This is a genomic window from Brevibacterium sp. ZH18, assembly GCF_022748595.1.
Lineage (GTDB): Bacteria > Actinomycetota > Actinomycetes > Actinomycetales > Brevibacteriaceae > Brevibacterium.
In genome coordinates this window covers 22,546-39,359 of sequence record NZ_JALDSX010000015.1, presented here as the reverse complement: position 1 = coordinate 39,359, position 16,814 = coordinate 22,546, and the positions used below count along the sequence as shown (strand labels likewise).

The 16,814-nt window shown below is 61.5% G+C and carries 11 protein-coding genes; 9 read left to right on the top strand and 2 right to left on the bottom strand.

Going from position 1 to position 16,814, the window contains the following annotated elements:
• Positions 1–21 precede the first annotated feature (21 nt).
• Genes MPN20_RS07820 through MPN20_RS07790 form a run of 7 tightly spaced genes read left to right on the top strand, consistent with a single transcriptional unit; the run spans position 22 to position 9,223 of the window.
• Positions 22–2,166 carry a hydantoinase/oxoprolinase family protein gene (locus MPN20_RS07820; protein ID WP_242780945.1) on the top strand — a complete coding sequence of 715 codons (2,145 nt, stop codon included), beginning with the start codon at positions 22–24 and terminating at the stop codon, positions 2,164–2,166.
• Positions 2,163–4,202, top strand: coding sequence for a hydantoinase B/oxoprolinase family protein (locus tag MPN20_RS07815; protein WP_242780944.1), 2,040 nt, complete (start codon positions 2,163–2,165; stop codon positions 4,200–4,202). Before MPN20_RS07820 ends, MPN20_RS07815 begins: the two co-directional genes overlap by 4 nt.
• The gene (arcC, locus tag MPN20_RS07810) at positions 4,199–5,224 is read left to right on the top strand and encodes a carbamate kinase (RefSeq protein ID WP_242780943.1); all 1,026 of its coding nucleotides are present in this window, start codon (positions 4,199–4,201) and stop codon (positions 5,222–5,224) included. The genes MPN20_RS07815 and arcC overlap by 4 nt, the downstream gene beginning before the upstream one ends.
• An 11-nt stretch (positions 5,225–5,235) precedes the next feature.
• A complete protein-coding gene (locus MPN20_RS07805; RefSeq protein WP_242780942.1) occupies positions 5,236–5,919 on the top strand; it encodes a nucleotidyltransferase family protein in 684 nt (227 codons plus the stop codon).
• A complete protein-coding gene (locus MPN20_RS07800; protein ID WP_242780941.1) occupies positions 5,912–6,826 on the top strand; it encodes a MoxR family ATPase in 915 nt (304 codons plus the stop codon). Before MPN20_RS07805 ends, MPN20_RS07800 begins: the two co-directional genes overlap by 8 nt.
• On the top strand, positions 6,823–8,016 hold the full coding sequence (locus tag MPN20_RS07795) for a VWA domain-containing protein (RefSeq protein ID WP_242780940.1): 1,194 nt from the start codon (positions 6,823–6,825) through the stop codon (positions 8,014–8,016). Before MPN20_RS07800 ends, MPN20_RS07795 begins: the two co-directional genes overlap by 4 nt.
• On the top strand, positions 8,009–9,223 hold the full coding sequence (locus MPN20_RS07790; protein WP_242780939.1) for an XdhC/CoxI family protein: 1,215 nt from the start codon (positions 8,009–8,011) through the stop codon (positions 9,221–9,223). The genes MPN20_RS07795 and MPN20_RS07790 overlap by 8 nt, the downstream gene beginning before the upstream one ends.
• Positions 9,224–9,329: 106 nt before the next feature.
• On the opposite strand, the gene MPN20_RS07785 is transcribed toward MPN20_RS07790, so the two are convergent.
• Together MPN20_RS07785 and MPN20_RS07780 are read right to left on the bottom strand one after the other, a co-directional pair.
• Positions 9,330–12,377, bottom strand: coding sequence for a DUF1116 domain-containing protein (locus MPN20_RS07785; RefSeq protein WP_242780938.1), 3,048 nt, complete (start codon positions 12,375–12,377; stop codon positions 9,330–9,332).
• Positions 12,361–12,987, bottom strand: a complete 627-nt coding sequence (locus MPN20_RS07780) for a DUF2877 domain-containing protein (RefSeq protein WP_242780937.1) — start codon at positions 12,985–12,987, stop codon at positions 12,361–12,363. The genes MPN20_RS07785 and MPN20_RS07780 overlap by 17 nt, the downstream gene beginning before the upstream one ends.
• 491 nt (positions 12,988–13,478) lie before the next feature.
• Here MPN20_RS07780 and MPN20_RS07775 point away from each other — a divergent pair, with 491 nt between their 5' ends.
• Both MPN20_RS07775 and MPN20_RS07770 read left to right on the top strand, forming a co-directional pair.
• Entirely contained in the window at positions 13,479–15,179 is a 1,701-nt protein-coding gene (locus MPN20_RS07775; RefSeq protein WP_242780936.1) for a PucR family transcriptional regulator, read from the top strand.
• 171 nt (positions 15,180–15,350) lie between these two features.
• Positions 15,351–16,814, top strand: a complete 1,464-nt coding sequence (locus tag MPN20_RS07770) for a solute carrier family 23 protein (protein WP_242780935.1) — start codon at positions 15,351–15,353, stop codon at positions 16,812–16,814.

Below are 16,814 nucleotides of genomic sequence, written 5' to 3'. Positions count from 1 at the left end.
GCAGACCTGGGAAGGACATTGATGTCAACTCAAAGCCCGCGAATCCGTATCGGCATCGACACCGGCGGTACGTTCACCGACGTGGTGGCATTCAACGAATCCACCGGGGAACTCACCACAACAAAGACCCCTTCGACTCCGTCGAATCCCGCCGATGGCTTCATCAACGGAATCGACAAGGTACTCGAGATGTTGGGCGCGGATCAGGAATCCGCTGCCATCACAGCAGCCGACATCAGCTCCGTCAGCCACGGAACCACCGTGGCCACCAACCAGCTGCTCGAAGGCAAACTTGATCGGCTTGGGTTCATCACCACCGAGGGCTACGAATTCGTCCTCGAAATCGCCCGCCAGGCAGTACCCGATGGCTACGGGAACTCCTATTTCTGGGTCAAACCCGATCGCATCGTTCCGGCCGATCTGGTGAAGACAGTGACCGGCCGTATGGATTTCGAAGGGAACGAAGTCCGACCCTTCGACGAGGATGAAGCGCGCAGAGTCGCTCGCTGGTTCCGTGACCAGGGAGTCAACACTCTGGGTATCAACTTCCTTCATGCCTACGCCAATGCCACCCATGAGCAGCGGATGCGCGAAATTCTTCTCGAAGAGCACCCTGACGTCATTGTGTCGCTGAGCTCCGAGGTGCTGCGCGAATACCGCGAATACGAACGTTCGATGACGACCTTGGTCGACGCCGCGGTCAAACCCAAGGTCTCCGCCTACGTGAAGAACATCCACGACCGCCTCGACACATACACAGGTACCGACAAGAATTCCAAGTTGCCGTTCTACATCATGAAATCCAACGGGGGCGTGCTCTCCGCCGATGAGGTCGTCAATCAGCCCATCACCACGGTCCTTTCGGGGCCAGCCGCCGGTGCACTCGGTGCCGGCCTGATCGCCAGAGAAGCAGGCTTCGACAAGGTTCTGACCTGCGATGGCGGAGGTACCTCGACAGACGTCACCGTCGTCATCGGAGGAGAGCCCGCGCTGACGACGGAAGGCTCTGTCGGCGTCTATCCGTCCAAGATCCCCATGATCGATGTCGTCACGGTCGGTGCCGGTGGTGGCTCAATCGCCTGGACCACCCCTGAAGGACAGCTGAAGGTCGGACCTCAGTCCGCCGGAGCCGATCCTGGCCCCATCTGCTACGGAAACGGCGGGGTGGAACCGACAATCACGGATGCCCATGTTTTCCTCGGGCGGATCCCGCCGCACCTCCTCGGCGGGGAGATTCCCCTCGATGCGGACGCAGCAGGCCGTGGAATCAGCGAAATCGCTGCAAAGCTCGACCTCAGCACGGAGAAAGCAGCGACAGGGATCCTTGAGATCTCGGCGTGGAACCAGGCCAACGCGCTGCGTCAGATCTCAGTCCAGCGAGGACTGGACGTTCGTGACTTCATGCTCACGACCTTCGGTGGTTCGGGGTCGCTGCTGGCGTGCACCCTCGTCGACATTCTCGACCTGGCAGGCGTTGTCGTGCCGCCCAACCCTGGCAACGTCTCCGCCTTCGGCCTTCTCACCGTCGACGTCAAGAACGACTACGTCCAGACGAACGTCGCTCGAGACGACGGTCTCAATATTGACGAAGTCGCCGGACTCTTCGCGGGTCTCCAGGATCGGGCCACCGAAGCGCTGACCAGCGAAGGGTTCACATCGGAACAGCATCAATTCGACCGTTCCGTCGACCTCCGGTACTTCGGTCAGGCCTTCGAAGTCCGGGTCCCCGCTCCTTCGGGAACGATCACTCGAGAGTGGGCGGACGAGGTGACACGTGCCTTCCACGCCGAGCACAGACAGCTCTACGGATACGACTTCGCCGACGCGAAGGACCAGCACGTCGAATGGGTCAACGTTCGCGTCTCCGGAATTGGCCCGATCACCCGCCCGGAGATCCGTCACATCGCATCGGCCCAGGGCGCACCGGATAAGTCCGAGCGCGCACAGACTGCGGTACGACCCGTGTGCTTCGATGCCGAGGACGGCTTCGTCGACACCGCCGTGTACTGGCGTGAGAGCCTCCTCGCAGGGGACACGCTGGAAGGCCCCGCCATCATCGAAGAGTTCGGTTCCACTTTCCCGCTGCACCCGGGATTCACCGCTCGGATCGATGCCGGCGGAAACATCATCACCACTCGCAGCAACCGCCAGGAGGCAGGCAAATGACGATCACCGACCAGTCCGTCGCACCCGACTCCGGGTCGATGCTCGGACTCACACCCTTGACCGGCCAGGCGCTGACGGATTACATCAACGCCGAACCCATCAACCCGGCAGGCCTGCCCACGGCGTACGAGCATGGCAATCGCCTGACTCCGAAGCAGAGCGCTTCGACGGTTGATCCGATCATCGTCGAAATTGTCGAAGGCACCCTGGCGAGCGTCGAGATGGAAGTCGAGACCGCGATTGCTCGGACCTCGCGTTCACCGATGATCCGCGACGCCCACGACTTCCGCGCCGGAATCCATGATCGGCAGCTGCGTAAACTCACGGGGCGCTCATACTCCGCGCTCGTGCACCCCATCGTCCGTGACTTCCCCATCGAAGAGATGCAGGAAGGTGACGTCTTCTTCCACAACGACGTCTACGCCTCCGAAGGCGGAATCGGCCACCTCCCCGACATGTGCGTGACCGTGCCGGTCTTCGCCGACGGCCAGGTTGTCTGCTTCGTCCAGGCGTTCGGGCACCATGACGACATCGGCGGAGCCTGCCCCGGGTCGATGCCATCGGGCGCGACCAGCGTCTTCGAAGAGGGACTGATGATCCCTCCGATCAAACTCTGGGACGCAGGGAAGCCGAACAAGTCGGCGCTGGCCATTATGACGCGCAACTCGCGCATGCCGGAATCGCTCTCGGCTGACCTCGACGCGGAGTGTTCCGCGTGTCTCATGGGTGCCAGGCGCCTGACCGAGCTGTTCACCCGATACGGAGTCGACACCGTCGAAGCCGCATTCGACACGATCCTCGACAATTCCACCGAAATCTACCGACGTGAGATCCTGTCGAAGATCCCCGACGGTCAGTACGTGTGGGAGGACTATGCCGAACATGATGGCGTCTCGGATCCGATGCTGCACACGCAGCGGATCACTCTGACTAAGACCTCGACCGGCGGTCCCGATGATGGTCCACGACTCATCATCGACTTCACCGGCACAGCAGCTCAGGCCGCAGGTCCGATCAACCACTGCGGTGACTATGTGGGCGGGAACTTCCTCAAGAAGTGGTTGGCGCCGATTCTGCGCAACCTCGCCGATAGTCCGGAACGAATGGCTGAACTCGACGTCAATGAGGGGATCGTCCCCCTCATCGAAATGCGGTTCCCGGAGAAGGGAACCCTGCTCACCCCAGAGTTCCCTGGCCCCACCAATGCTCGAACATTCGTCATCCTCCGTCTCCTCGGTGTGCTGGCGGGAGTGGTGGCGAAGGCTGTCGACGGGCAGATGCCTGCCGACCAGGAGACCATCCGCTACACCGGTGTCTACGGCAAGGACCGCGCCGGCAACGACTACCTCATGCGTGAGGTCCTCGGTGGCGGCTCCGGCGGACGTTACTACTCCGACGGTGAGGACACGATCCACGTCGTCCCCGACTCCCGGAATCTGCCGACCGAGTTTACGGAATCCCGATTCCCGTTCCGTGTCGAACGGCTCGGCCTCTCCGTCGATTCCGGCGGTGCCGGACGCTACCGTGGTGGGCTCGGTTACGAGAAGCACATCAGGATGCTGCGCGACGGCCATTTCATGTCGATCGCCGACCGTTCGATCCTCGCCTGCTGGGGAGTCAAGGGCGGCAAAGCCGGCAAACCCTTCCAGGTGACCATCGATCCCGGTGGCCCGAACGAACGCGAAATCGATGCTCTGGCCGATGACGAACCGATCAGCGCAGGAGAGGTCGTGAGAATCCGCACGACAGGTGGCGGCGGATGGGGAGACCCACTCCAACGCCCATTCGCCGAGGTGGTCCGTGACGTCCAGTGGGGCAAGGTGAGCATCGTAGGAGCCGAAGAATCCTACGGAGTCATCGTCGCAGAAGGCCCGAACGGAATCGAGAACGCAACCGTCGACGAAGCGGCCTCAGAGTCACTGCGTGCGCGTCTGCTCGCCGAGCGGGGAGAAAACGAACCGTTCTTCGACCGTGGACCCGGATACGCAGAGTTGGCCGGTGACGGAGCTAGAGCTCCCGAGGTGGATTGGCTGTGAGAGTTCTCGTCGCCCTCGGTGGCAACGCGATGACCTCTGCGGACGGAGATGCGTCCCCGGAGAGCCAGCGTCGCGCCATCGGGCGGGCGGCCGTTCACCTTGCCGACCTCATCGAAGCCGGACATGAGCTTGTCGTCGCCCATGGCAATGGGCCGCAGGTCGGCAACATCATGCGCAAGAACGAGCTCGCCAGCGCGGAGCTGCCCCCGGTCAGCCTCGACTGGTGCGGGGCCCAGACTCAGGGCACCATCGGTTTCACGATCGTGAGCAGAATCGAGAAGGAGCTGAATTCCCGGGGGATCGCCAAGAGCGTAGTCGCGCTGGTCACTCGCACCGTCGTCGACCCGGATGACCCTGCGTTCGAGGACCCGGTCAAGCCGATCGGCTCCTACCAGCCCAGGGGCTATGCGGCAGCGATGGAAGATCTCGGGCAGACATGGAAAGACTTCGGCAGCCGAGGCTGGCGTCGGGTCGTGGCGTCGCCGAAGCCGGTGCAAATCCTGGAGACCCCGACGATCGAGTTCCTGGCGAACTCCGGGGCGGTCGTCGTGGCGGCAGGAGGTGGGGGAATCCCCGTCATTGCCGATGACAAGGGATTTAACGGAGTCTCCGCGGTCATCGACAAGGATCTCAGCGCGGCACAGTTGGCGCTGTCGGTGAAGGCTGACCGTCTCATCATCGCCACCGACGTTCCCTGCGCAGTCGCAGGATTCGGCACCAGCGAGGCTCACGACATCACGACTGTCACGAGCGCAGAGCTGCGCAGGCTCAAAGACACGGGCACCTTTGCGTCTGGGTCGATGGGTCCCAAGGTCGATGCTGTTCTCAACTATGTCGACAGCGGTGGACCGATGGGCGTCATCGCTGCTCTCGACAATCTTCCCGAGGCAGTGGCAGGCAAGTCGGGTACCGTGGTCACACCGTCAGGCAGGGGCTTGACCCCGGACGGCGGCAGCACGACCGGGGCAGACAGGGTTCGGGCAGCAGCCGATCGAAACTCAGCTCGGCCTGATCGCGCCTAGAATCTATATCCATGGTGAGAGCGATGAAGCGCAAGGTCAGCATGATCGTGTTGGCGGCAGGAAGTGGCAGTCGGATGGGCTTGCCCAAGGCATTGCTGCGTCTTCGTGCGGGAACACCTCTGCTCGAACATCATGTGCTGACGATGGTGCAAGCACAGGGCCCCGAAGACCCGTTTGAGATCATCGTGGTCCTCGGAGCATCTGCCAGCCTCGCCCGGCCACTGGTCCCCTCGATTGCACGAGTGGTCGAAAATTCTGAATTTTCGACGGGAATGGGCTCATCACTGCAGACGGGCCTGCGGGCTGTCTCCGACGATGCCGAAGCAGCGATCGTCACCCTGGTCGACCTGCCCGACACTCCGGTTGACGCTTACCGCCGTCTGCGCGAGCGGGCCAGTCCTGAGGTCTTGGCCCGCTGCACCTGGAACAGGGTGCACGGACACCCAGTCATGTTCGGTCGCGATCTGTTCCAGCGGGCGATCACCGCCTGTCACGGCGATATAGGGGCGAAGGACCTGTTCAGAGAGCTATCGGCTCAGATCCTCGACATCGAGTGTGGAGATCTGCTGGCCTCAGGGATCACGGGAAACAATGATGTCGATACCCCGCCTCAGGCCGAAGCCCACGGACTGGTTCTACCTCCGGTTGCCCCTGGTGGGGTTCTGCCCACGACTGGAATGAGTGATCATGCCTGATTTCACCGGCCCCCTCGATCTGGCGAAGGCCTTGGGAGACGTCGGATATATGGCCGACGACTCCCTTGCCACAGCAGGTTTCTTAGCGGGTGCACTTGATAAGCCACTTCTGTGCGAGGGCGCGCCCGGGGTGGGTAAGACCAGTTTGGCGAAGGCCCTGGCAGAAGTCCACGGCACCGAACTCATTCGTTTGCAATGCCATGAGGGCCTCGATTCGACCCATGCGCTCTACGATTGGGATTTTGCCAGGCAGATTCTCCACGTGCGCACCATCGAAGCTGCAGCGAAGACCTCAGCTCAACGTCTCGATGCGACTCGACTCGACGATGAACTTCACAGTCTGCCCTTCCTGCTTCGGCGACCGATTCTCCAAGCGATCGACCGCTCGCGGATCGAGGGAGCAGACGCACAACCTCGGCGCCCCGTGCTGCTCATCGATGAGATCGACCGGGCCGGCGACGAATTCGACGCGCTCCTGCTCGAGGTCCTCTCCGATTGGTCGGTGACGGTTCCCGAGCTCGGCACCATTCACACGTCGACCCCTCCCTTGGTGATCCTCACCTCCAATCGCACACGTGAACTCCATGACGCACTCAAACGCAGGTGCGTCTACCACTGGTTCTCACAACCCGATGCAGAAACTGAGGAACGAATACTTGCCCATCATGTCCCTGACTCGCCACGAGAACTGCGGGCCGCCGTGGTGCGCGCAGCCAACCGACTGCGAGCACAGTCCCTGATCAAACCTCCGGGCACCTCGGAGACCATCGACTGGATCCGCGCACTGAGAGTCTTAGGGGTGAGCGAACTCGACGAGGCAGCCGTGAGATCGACGATTTCTGCTGTTCTCAAAGATGCTGATGATCTCAGTGACTTGAACCCGAGCACCCTGGTTGATCGAATATGAGCGATCTGCCCAGCGAGCTGATGCATTTCGGCTCACGCCTGCGCCGGCACGGTCTGCCTGCCGGTGCTGACAAGATTCGTACTCTGACCAGCGCGTTGGCTCTCATTGACCCTCTGGATCCAACCCAGGTTCGCGCCGCCTCGCGGTCGCTGATCTGCACGGAGAAGAAGCACATTCCGATCCATGACGTCGTCTTCGACCAGTACTTCGGACTCACCGCGATGCACCAGCTTGCCCCGAGTGCACACGAGGTCACGGTCCCGACGCCTGAGCCCAGCGATGAGTCGAACGAATCTGCGGAATGGGACCAAGTTGAGGACCAGGCGATGGCGCTCCAAGCCGCAGCCAGCCGTCTCGAGATTCTGCGCACCACTGACCTGGGAACTGGAGAGCTCGCGGCCCAAGCGGTGCGTCTGATTGACGGACTGACGTTCCGGGCCCCTCGTCGGAGCGCACACGCAACACGACGCAGCAGCATCGGACGCATCGATGCAAACCAAATCCTGAAGACCCTGATCCGGCAGGAAGAACTTTCTCGTCTCCCGCGAGCTGCCCGCGTGGAACAAGATCGAGACGTCACGATCATCGTCGATGTCTCCGCCTCGATGAAACAATGGCTGCCCGCCTTAGTCCGCTTCCTGGCTCGCGCCACGCTTTGTCTGAAGTCGCGCAGCTTCACAGTGGGGACGCGTCTGACGCGAATCGACCAGCACTTCGCAGCACCGCTAAATGAACGTGAACTGCGTCAAGCTCAGGAGTCAATTCCGGATCTCGCGGGCGGAACCCGCCTGGGCGAAGGGCTGCTTACTCTGCTCAACGGGGGACATCGAGAAGCGATTCGCGGGTCGGTGCTCGTGCTCATCAGCGACGGTTGGGAACAGGGAGACTGTTCCGAATTGCGAACCGCATGCGCGCGGTTGGGGAGACTGAGTCACCGATTCATCTGGGTGAATCCGCGTGCAGGCCGGGTCGGCTTCGCCCCGGAGGTGAGAGGAATGCGGATCGCTGAGGAATATGCGCAGGTGATGCTGCCCGCCACCACTGTCGACGGGTGGCAGGCGGTGGCCGAGAACATTGCGTCCAGTCGGGGACGAGACGTGACGAGACAAGACCAGGACATGACAAGAACCTACCCGCATGTGGTGGGAGAGCACCCGGATGTGGCGAGAGGGAAGATGACGAATGGCTGAGCTGGAACAGACATTGCTGAGGTGGATTCACGCCGGTCGTCGGTTCTCAGTGGCTATCGTCGTCGAAACATGGTCCTCGGCGCCGCGCCCTGCCGGGGCGATGATGGCAGTGGCCGCCGATGGCCAAGCTGTGGGCAGTTTGTCAGGCGGATGCGTCGAATCGGCGGTCCATGAACTCGCTCTTGAGGTATTGGAGACGGGGCAAGCGAAACTGGCGCATTACGGCACCAGTGACGACGAAGCATACGCCGTTGGATTAGCCTGCGGAGGGCAGATTGAAACCCTGGTGATCCCGGTCGTCGATGAAGAGACCAGCGTTCCGCTCGAGGGATATCTGCGTGCGCTCGGAGAGTCGCGCCCGGCGGCGCTCGCTGTGGAGCTGCCTGTCATTCACGAGGCCGCTGTCGATGACGATGACGATGACGGTGACGATTCCGGCGAGGCCGCCGCCACAGGGCGCTTGCTTCTCATCGAGCCTTCGGGAACCGGCGACTCAGACGACGACCTCACCGGCAAGCTCAAGCCCCTATGGCGCGGGAGCGGTTCGTTCGGGCACCCCCGGCTCGATGAGCACGTCATCACTGATGCCGGTGCCATGATCGCCCAAGGCCGATCTGGAGTTCGTGAATATGACTCGAGTGGAAGACGGCTCGGTGCCGGTACACGGGTCTTCGTCACAACCTCGGTGCCGCCGTCACGACTGCTCATCTTCGGTGCGATCGACTACGCGGCTGCACTGTCCCGTCTGGGCAGGTTCCTCGGGTACAAGGTGACCGTGTGTGACGCGCGCCCGATCTTTGCGACAGCGGAGAGGTTTCCTGATGCGGACGAGGTCATCGTCTCGTGGCCGCATAGATATCTGGCTGAGGAGGTTCAGGCCGGGCGCATAGACGGGTCAACGGTCATCGCAGTGCTCACTCACGACTTGAAATTCGATGTCCCGGTGCTGCTCGAGGCAGTGAGGTCCGATGCCGGATACATCGGTGCTCTCGGCAGTCGCCGTACACACAGCCTTCGGGTGGAAGCGATGACACAGGCAGGCGCGAGCAGCGCTGAGATCGAGCAGATCCATGGGCCGATCGGCCTCGACCTCGGGGCGCGCTCGCCCGAGGCGACCGCCATTTCGATCTTCGCTGAGGTGCTGTTGGAGTTCGCAAAGGGCAGTGGTCGCTCGCTGCGGCGTACGACTGGGCCCATTCACGCCTAGCGGCAATCGTTGCTGGTGTCCATGCAGCTGAACACGGCTTCTAGGGTCAGCCGTCGGGGAGAGGCCCGGCGCTCGCGCCCATCCCCGCACGACCAAACTGTCGGATTTATCGACCCAGTGATTCGAGTCCGCTGGTGAAGCAGTCCATCGGCGGATTGACGAGTCCGGCACCCACCTGACCCACCCCAGCGACACGACCAGCCATGCCGGTGTTGATCTGCGGAAGAACGTGCGTCCGCAGAACTTTGACCAGGTCGATGCCGGTGGGTACGCCGCGGAACTCCAGGATCGGGATCTGATGAGTCGAATGCTCACCGGCTGTGATCTCGTACATTCTCCGAGTCGTCTCGACGGCGAAGGCCACGTCACCACCGACGAGGCGCACCACCGCTGGAGCTGCAGCCATGGCCAGTCCGCCAATGCCTGCGGTCTCGGTGATCGCCGAGTCGCCGATGTCCGGGTTGGCGTCGTCAGGCCCGTAAGAGCCCAAATACAGCCCATCAGCTATCTGAGCCGGACCAGTGAACCATTCGTCACCGGTACCGGAGAGCTGGATGCCGAAATCAGTGCCATTGCGTGCCATTGTCACGATCAAAGAAGACCCAGGAATATTCTTCGCGGCTGCCATTGCCAGTTTGCATGTCGGCATCACGAGGTTGAGGGCGAAGTAGTCGTTCGCGCCGAGGAAACGGCACACCTCGGCAAGGTCATCGGCTGCGAAGTCCAGTGCCAGCAGATCCGGCATGAGGTCACGGAGGAACAGCAGGGTCGCCGTGCGGTTGCGATTGTGGCCCTCGTCGCCGGATGCCAACATCTGTGAAACGTAGTACTTCGTGTCGATGGGCCCATGTGCGGCAACAGCCTGAGCGAGCACGGGGCCGAGTATGTCGCGCATCCAGCGGAGGCGATCAAGCACTTCGTCGTTGTTGGCCCCGTAGCGAAGCACTTTGCCCAGGCCTTCGTTGAGGGAGCAGTACGCGTGATTGCCGTACACCGGATCGACCAGCTCGAACATCCACATCGATGGACTGATCACTCCGGCCATGGGTCCCACGGCATCCTTTGAATGACAGGGAGCCATGCTGAAGCGTCCATCTGCGAGACCGGCTTCCGCCTCGTCAAGGCTGTCGGCGAGGCCTTCGAAGACCACCGCACCGGCCAGAGCCCCTCTCATCGGACCCGAGGCGCGATCGAAATCCAGCGGAGGACCGGAGTGCAGGAACTCATTATCGCGAAGGCCCAGGCATTCACGTGCCGGTCGCAGGCCGACGAGCTGGGCGCCGGCAGAGATCATTGCTTCCAGAGCTTGAGCATTGGCGGCGCATCGCCGGGGGTCGCTCATCACGGACATCAGTCGATCTGCGTCTCCCCTAGGCGGTTGCCATGGTACTTCGACGACAGACACGGCCTGTGCGCGCAAGGCCTCAGCGAAGAGGGACAGTCCCACATTGATGATCTTGGGGTCGGCGGGGAGCGCGGTGCTGATGCTCGACCCTGTACCAGGTTTCGGTATGTCTGCGATACGTGCCGCGACCGCTGCCGATGAGCCTGGTCGAGGTGGAGTGCTGTCTTGAGCTGGAGCCGGAGCTGGAGCCGAAAGCAATCCTTCGGTCGGTTCGCTGCCACGGTCGGGGGCGTACCGCGGGTCTACGAAAGAGACTGCGCGCCGTGTCGCCTGAGCATTGGAGACATAGACTTCTGCCCCGGCCTCAACGAGCACGGAAACCGTGGCGGAGAAGTCCTGCGGATCGGATTTCGTTCCGATGAGGCTGACGATGACTGGCAGCGTGTGTCCTGCAAGCTCGGCGTTCGACCGGGCAGCTGCGATCGCCTCGGCGAGATCTCCGGCGGGATCCGCGTGTGCTCCGTGCCCGAGGACAAGATCAAGGAGGAGCACGCCGGCCCGGTGTCCCGCCTGCGTGATCCGTTCGAGGCGGAGGCTGGGATCGATCATCGGGTGAGCGCGGCCCTGAGTCATCCCGTCGTCGCCGAAATCGATGACGGTATGTGTCGAGGTCGCCGACTCGTATCCGTCGATCTTCTCCGCTCCGGCGAGTGGGATGTTCGAGGAGATCGGACCCAAAGTCTGCGACGCGATCAGCATGGCTTCATCCGCCATGGTTCCTCCGCAGAAGAGGCCGAGAAGGGGGCCACTTGCCGGGGCGGCGGGAGCTTCCTCGGCTCGATTGTCGGGATTTATTCCGCTTCCCCACGACGGCCACCGGGGAACATCGATGCCACAGGTGGCCAAGGTGGTTTCGACGCTTGCAGTCAGGTCAGGGCTGTCGGAGCCCAATACAGCCCAGCTGACCTCGATGCCCAGGTGAGCTGCCAACGACTCGATCTCCGCGACCACCCCGGTGTCGGCGGGTTTGGACACCACGATGACGTGATCGGTGTCCGGGTCGTCCGCGAGGATTCTGAGTGCCTGTATGGCGCTGAGTCCGCCGACCTCACGTGAGAGATCCCGTCCACCGGTTCCGATCAGTTGGGAGATTCCGACACCGGCAGCATCGAGCAGGCTCGAGACCTGCTGCGCACCGGTGCCGGATGCGGCAACGATTCCGATCCGGCCAGGCCGCACATTGTTGGCAAAACCGAGCCCTGCGTTCGAGACGATCGCCGTTCCGCAGTCCGGACCCATGACGATGAGGCCGAGATCGACGGCTCTGTGTTTGAGAGCGACTTCGGTGGCGACGTCGACGTTGTCACTGAACAGCAGAACGGAGCACCCGGAGTTCAGTGCAGCCATCGTTTCGATACCCGCGTATTCGCCGGGAACGGAGACCATGACCAGGTTGGAATCAGTTCGTTCGACGGCTGACTCGACAGTCAGCGGCGGCTGCTCCGATCCCGTCGGGCCCTGTGAATGAGCAGCTTTATCCGAGATGTGAGCGAAGGCCTCGTCGACTGCGTTGAGACCGGAGGAGAGCGCCGATTCGGTTTCCGCGCTGACAGCGATGATCAGATCATTCGGCGCCGCCGAATCCGGAATGGTGAAACCGGTTTCGCGCATGAGGCCGATATTGAGCTCGGTGCCCATTCCGATGAGCGCTTTGTCGACGCCATGTGTGCCTTTGACTCGTGCAGAGACCTGCATGAGCGCAACGGAGTCGTAGTAGAGGCCAGATCTGATATCAACAGTCGTCGGCATAGGGGCTTCCTTCCAATGGTGAAACTTGAGCAGATTCGGCGGCAGGTGCGAGGACCGCGAGGGCTCCGGTCAGTAGATCATGACCGGAATGATGTCCGATCCGGTCCGCTTCGGACAACAACACGTTGAGGTTCCTGAGGGACGGTTCGGGTTCGTGGATGAGGCGGGCGGCTTCGGCGATCGCCCGCTCAGCCTCGGGGATGCAGTATCCCTCCAGTGAAGCTCGCAGGAGTGAGGCGGAGAGCGCCGTCGTTCGCTGTTCGAGAGCGATGGCGGACAGTCTTTGTGCCAGTAGGACTCGCTGATCTGAGTGGGCATCCGATGATCCTGCGAACCGCAGAGCCAGACTGATTCCGCACAGCGCGTCATCGCCGGACGGAGTGCTCCCCGGGCCGTAGCCGAGAAGCTCGTGGAGACAACGGTCCACTTCCTGCTGGCGCCGGGACTCCAGGGCGTGGACGAGGCTCAGAGATCGGGAATGCAGGTCGAGGCGTCCGGGTCTCAGCTGGCCGCGGACGCAGTTGATCGTGCGGGCCGAGGCAGCGGTGCTCGCCGAGAGCTGCAGATGGCTCTGCCGAGTAGTCGGGTCAATTCGACGAGGTCTCCACATTCTGACTGCTCTGCATTTCAAGTCGCCAGTTTCGACGTGCCGAACTGTGGGCCTGCCGGCGTGAATCGAGAGAATGATGGTGGCGGGCATCCCTGTCCGAAGCTCGCCGAGGTGGTGCTGCGTCAGCTCAGGGACCTGAAGTCCCGTCGGCAGCTGCAAGGCGCCGGCGCCCATCACCGGCAGGATTCGCTCACCCCACGGATTCGCAGCGACCCCGATGTAGAAACCAGTTGGAAATGTTCGGAGTATCGCCCCGGCCACGTGTGGTGCGGCCGTCGTCGACAGAGCTGCAATCAGTTCGGGCGATCTCTCGGAGTCCAAGAAGGGCAGCGGAGAAGCAGCTGCCGGGAGAGTGCGTGACTTGGACCTCATTTCGACAGATTATCGTGACCTGCTATCGTCAACGCATGTCAAATGGTGCCAAGAATAGCTTGGATATGCATCAAAACTTGCTAGCCGATGGCGGCGACTTCGTTTCCGCGTGTCTTTCGGTGCGCGACGTCATAGGTCTGCCGAGCCTGCGCAACAGTCGGGTTGTCGCGGGGGCTGACGGTCTCGATCGCCCCGTTGAAATGACCAATGTGATGGAGGTTCCGGACATCCTTCCCTGGGTCAAGCCACGGGAGCTCCTTCTCACCAGGGCCTACCCCCTGCGGGATCGGCCCGAAGAGATCGCCGATCTGCTGACCACTCTCGAGAATCGCGGCGTGTCCGCGGTCTGCTTCAAGCCCGGAAGATATCTCGAGGAAATTCCTGCTTCCGCGATTGATGAGGCCAACCGAATCTCTCTACCCATCATCCATCTCGGAGATGGAGTCGGCTTCGATGAGATCATGCACGAAGTGCTGTCGCACAATCTTGACCGGCGCGCCGAACTCATTCGGAAGACGGAACAGACCATGAGAGAGCTCGTCGATGTCGTCATCAACGACGGCAATCTCGACGACGTGTGTCAGATGTTGGCCGAACGGATCGGCGTGGCCGCCGCAGTCACCACCCTGGATGGAAGAGTGCGGTGTATGCGAACTCATTCGTCTGTCTCAATTGCAGACGTTGGACGAGGAGACGGCGCTGAGGACGGAGATCACACTGCTTCTGACAACTCGGAACGGTCTCGCAATGCAGTGGCTGACGAGCTTGAAGTCCTCGAATGCTTTGACAGATCCGGTCGGTTTCGCGTCGAGGACGAGCCATCCGGGTTGGAACGTCTGGGGCAGGGCGGCAGTGGCCGCCGGTACTCGTGGGGCAATTGCCGTATCGAAGGCGGAGACAAGACGCTGGGCCGCATCGTCGCATTCGGAGAAGGGGCGCTCGGCGCCACGGACTTCCGTCTCATAGAACAGGCCGCCGCCGCCGCGGCTCTTGTCCTCACCCGGGAGCAGGCGATCACGGCCGTTGAGAGCAAATACCGAACGGACTTCGTGCTCGAAGTGCTTCGAGGGCACATCGCCTCGACGGACAGGGTGCTCTCCCACGCGGAGTCGCTTGGCTGGGACCTTTCACGTCCGATCAATGTCGCCGTGGCCGAAGTGGACTCGGAATCGGACCAGACCGATCCCGAGAATAAGAGAGCTATGCAGTCCCTCTTCGCCGACGCTTGGACGAAGGTCGTGTCACAGGACGACCCTGCTGCTGCTGTCGTCGGCTCGGGTGACCAGGTCATCCTGCTGCTCGGAGCGGCGGACACGGAGGAGATTACTGCCAGGCTGAGGTCCTTCATCGCGGATGTTCGCGGGTACGGTGGCGGCGGCAGAAGGCAGTTCTCGGTCGGCATCTCCAAGCCTGCCCCTGATGTATCCGGCTTGGCGGCGGCCTATCAGGAAGCGATGCGCGCGCTCGAAGTCGGTCGGCAGCTGGAGCGTGGTCAAGGACTCAGCCATTACGATTCGCTGGGCGTCTACCGCTTGCTTCTTCAAGTCACGAAGAAGGAGGAGCTGCGAAGTTTCGCGCGAGAGGTGCTCGGCCCGTTGGCCGGAGACGACAAAGAAGAATACGAAGGTCTGCGGATCACGCTGCAAGCTCTCCTCGATCACAATCTCAATGTGGCTGAAACGGCGCGCTCGCTTTTCTTCCACTACAACACGCTGAGGTATCGGATCACGAAGCTCGAGCACATGGTCGGATCCTTCACGGAAGATCCGAACCTACGCCTGTCGTTGGCGCTGGCTTTGCAGATTGTCAGACTTCCTTAGCAAAGGGTGCCGACTGGTTGGCCATTTCTTTGGCATCATCTGACGTGATGGATACCTCTTTCGGCCAATAGAGTCGCACTATCAGGTCGAGAGGTTTCGTGCCCGGAGGTAGCGATGGCCCATCCGTCGAAACGTCTGAACAGGGCCTTTCTCAACGACGAGGAGAACCAGATGTCGATGTTTTCATGGAAGTTACACGGGGACGGTAAGACCGTCGCTCCTGGTGAGTTCGTCAAACCCGGTGAACGTCTGACCTGGGGACGAACGATCGGGCTCGGTGCCCAGCACGTGGTGGCCATGTTCGGTGCCACTTTTGTGTTCCCCGTCATCATGGGACTCAACCCGCAATTGGCCGTCATGATGTCCGGTGTCGGAACTATCATCTTCCTCCTCATCGTCAAAGGAAAAGTTCCCAGCTATGTCGGGACCTCTGCTGCATTCGTCGGCGGAGTCACTGCCGTCACCGCACAAGGTGGAACTCCAGCCGAAGTGACCGGTGCGATCATGGTGTCGGGCGTCATCCTGGCGCTGGTGGGTGTTTTCATCCACTACATCGGTGCGTCAGCACTGACGAAGGTCTTGCCGCCTGTTGTGACAGGCGGTGTGGTCATGCTCATCGGATTCAACCTTGCGCCAGTCGTAGCCAACACCTACTGGCCGCAGGACCAGTGGACGGCAGTCATCGTCATGGTCTTCATCGTCTTCCTCTCGGTCTGTGCGAGAGGATTTCTCGGACGCATCGCTATTTTCCTCGGACTGGTCCTTGGCTACGCACTGTCGTGGATCTTCGACAAAGTCTTCGGTGAAATCACATCTTTCAGCGCGGCAGCAGGCGAAATCACCACACACTTCCGAGTGGACTTCTCCGCGATCGAGTCGGCTGCTTGGATCGGATTTCCGCCCATGACTGACACCGCGGCAGGAGTCGTCGGTGTCCACCTCCCGGTCTTCAACGCCGCGGCGATCGTCATCATGCTTCCGGGCATCATCGCGCTGGTCGCTGAGAACGCCGGCCACGTCAAAGCAGTTGAGGAGATGACCGGAGAACCGCTCGACAAGTATATGGGTCGAGCGATCATCGGTGATGGAGTCGCGACTGTTGTCGCGACCTCGGTCGGCGGCTCACCTACGACGACCTACGCCGAGAACATCGGTGTCATGGCGGCTACGCGTGTCTACTCCACTGCGGCCTATTGGGTAGCTGCTCTTGTGGCGATCTGCTTCGGACTTTCACCGAAGTTCGGAGCGTTGATCTCATCGGTCCCAGGAGGAGTTCTCGGCGGCATCACTGTCGTCCTCTACGGCATGATCGGGATGCTCGGAGCTAAGATCTGGATCGAGAATAGAGTGAACTTCGCCAACCCGCTCAACATCGTTCCGGTTGCGGCAGGATTGATCATTGCGATCGGAGACGTCAGTTTGAAATTCAGCGATGGGTTCATCCTCTCCGGAATTGCTCTAGGAACAATATCTATGCTGGTCTTGTACCATGTTGCGCGTTGGCTGGCACCAAAGGAGCTGCTTGATGAGCCTGCTGGCGGTACTGGGCTCAATGTCGGTGGCGAAGGGCAGAGAGCGCGGGTCACAGCTGACCTCGAGCAGGACCGCAAGTTCCGCAGAACGAAAGATGAGTGA

Excerpts from the sequence above, each read along its gene's own strand:
- MPN20_RS07770 (WP_242780935.1), top strand. The coding sequence starts at position 15,351 with ATGTCGATGTTTTCATGGAAGTTACACGGGGACGGTAAGACCGTCGCT.
- MPN20_RS07820 (WP_242780945.1), top strand. The coding sequence starts at position 22 with ATGTCAACTCAAAGCCCGCGAATCCGTATCGGCATCGACACCGGCGGT.
- MPN20_RS07800 (WP_242780941.1), top strand. The coding sequence starts at position 5,912 with ATGCCTGATTTCACCGGCCCCCTCGATCTGGCGAAGGCCTTGGGAGAC.
- MPN20_RS07785 (WP_242780938.1), bottom strand. The coding sequence starts at position 12,377 with ATGCCGACGACTGTTGATATCAGATCTGGCCTCTACTACGACTCCGTT.
- MPN20_RS07805 (WP_242780942.1), top strand. The coding sequence starts at position 5,236 with ATGGTGAGAGCGATGAAGCGCAAGGTCAGCATGATCGTGTTGGCGGCA.
- MPN20_RS07815 (WP_242780944.1), top strand. The coding sequence starts at position 2,163 with ATGACGATCACCGACCAGTCCGTCGCACCCGACTCCGGGTCGATGCTC.
- MPN20_RS07795 (WP_242780940.1), top strand. The coding sequence starts at position 6,823 with ATGAGCGATCTGCCCAGCGAGCTGATGCATTTCGGCTCACGCCTGCGC.
- MPN20_RS07790 (WP_242780939.1), top strand. The coding sequence starts at position 8,009 with ATGGCTGAGCTGGAACAGACATTGCTGAGGTGGATTCACGCCGGTCGT.
- MPN20_RS07780 (WP_242780937.1), bottom strand. The coding sequence starts at position 12,987 with ATGTGGAGACCTCGTCGAATTGACCCGACTACTCGGCAGAGCCATCTG.